The 1716-nt window shown below is 61.2% G+C and carries 2 protein-coding genes; one reads left to right on the top strand and one right to left on the bottom strand.

Annotation, left to right across the window (positions count from 1 at the left end; genetic code table 11):
• Window positions 1-181 precede the first annotated feature (181 nt).
• Window positions 182-751 (top strand): ankyrin repeat domain-containing protein, encoded by a 570-nt coding sequence (locus NW815_RS01660; RefSeq protein WP_414389452.1) that lies wholly within the window; start codon window positions 182-184, stop codon window positions 749-751.
• Window positions 752-762: 11 nt separating this feature from the next.
• Here NW815_RS01660 and NW815_RS01655 read toward each other — a convergent pair.
• The coding region (locus tag NW815_RS01655) for a deoxyhypusine synthase family protein (protein WP_414415646.1) at window positions 763-1716 on the bottom strand (954 nt) is incomplete at its 5' end.

Here is a 1716-nt window from a genome sequence, read left to right as displayed (position 1 = left end):
CCCACCATGTATCGCACGGCCGCCGCCGAGGAATCCCAATGCGAGCTGCTGCCGCTGCAGGAGTTTTTGCGTCTCTTCCCCGCTGCTGCCCCGCAACCTGCCCTCAGCAACCCGTTGCTGCTCTCGGCCCAGGCTCTGCCCAGGCAGGGGCTCGCCATCCTTTTCTTTGAGGAATAGGGCTATGCGAGGTCAGGTCCTAAAAATCGCTGTCGGACTGGGATCCCTAATGGTGGTGGGGGGCTTGGGCCTCTACGGTCACACCTTGGCAGAAGATCCACAAGCCTTGGCCCAAGCCAACCCGCTGCGGCTGCAACTGGCTCTCTGGCTGGGGAAAGACGCCAACGCCGTCGATGAGCGGGGCAAGACAGCCCTGTTTTTCGTAGAAAGCGGCCTCAACGCCCGTCTTTTGCTGGCAGCGGGGGCGGATCCCAATCGACCGGACTATGGGGGAGCCAGCCCACTGCACCAAGCCGCTCGCCTGGGCAACCCTGAGGTTACGAAAGCCCTGCTCCAGGGAGGGGCCGAGGTGAATGCTCGTTTTGGCGCCGGTGGCCTTCCCCTGCATTTTGCCGCTTGGTCCGGCAACCCCGAGGTCGTTCGGCTGCTGCTGGAACATGGCTCCGAGATCGACGAGCCGGACGGCTACGGCCTCACGCCCCTGCGCATCGCCCAGGATCTGCGCCGCTGGGAAGCTGCGATCCTTTTGTCCCGCTGGCCCCGCTCGGCATCCGCTGACGGGCATATGGATTGATTCCGCTTCTCTCACCACCCCAGCACCCAGGCGAAGATCAAAGGCGCCACGATGGTGGCATCCGACTCGATGACAAATTTGGGGGTGTCGATCCCCAATTTGCCCCAGGTGATCTTCTCATTGGGCACTGCCCCCGAGTAGGAACCGTAGCTGGTGGTGGAGTCGCTGATCTGGCAGAAATAGCCCCACAGGGGTACGCCCTGGCGACCCAGATCTTGATGGAGCATGGGCACCACACAAATGGGGAAATCCCCAGCAATGCCGCCGCCAATTTGAAAGAAGCCAATGGAGCACTCCGCCGAGGTGTGCGTGTACCAGTCCGCCAGGTGGATCATGTACTCGATCCCTGTGCGGACGGTATGCACATTGCGGATCTCACCCGTGATGCAGTGGGCGGCATACATGTTGCCGGTGGTGGAGTCTTCCCATCCCGGCACATAGATGGGCAAGTTGGCCTCCATAGCGGCGTAAACCCAAGAATCCCGGGGATTAATTTGGTAGTAGGGCTCCAGCCGGCCGCTGCGCAGGATGCGGTAGATAAACTCGTGCGGGAAGTAGTGTTCCCCGGCCTGGTCGGCAGCCATCCACTCTTCCAAGAGGGCTTTTTCTAGGCGCCGCATCGCCTCCTCTTCGGGAATGCAGGTATCGGTTACCCGGTTCAGGTGCCGCTCCAGCAGCTCCTGCTCCTGCTGCGGGCTAAGATCGCGGTAGTGGGGCACCCGCTCGTAGAACTCATGGGCGATGAGGTTAAAGATGTCCTCTTCTAGGTTGGCGCCGGTGCAGGAGATGGCGTGAACCTTACCCTGCCGGATCATTTCCGCTAGGGAAAGGCCCAGCTCCGCTGTGCTCATGGCGCCGGCCAGGGTCACCATCATTTTGCCGCCCTTTTCCAGGTGAGCACAATAACCTTTGGCTGCATCCAGCAGCGCGGCGGCGTTGAAGTGGCGAAAATGATGTTGGATAAA

It is taken from the genome of Synechococcus sp. R6-7 (assembly GCF_047461695.1).
In the GTDB taxonomy this organism is placed as follows: Bacteria; Cyanobacteriota; Cyanobacteriia; order Thermostichales; family Thermostichaceae; genus Thermostichus.
The sequence above is the reverse complement of the archived record's forward strand: the minus strand, read 5'-3'. Positions and strand labels throughout refer to the sequence as shown.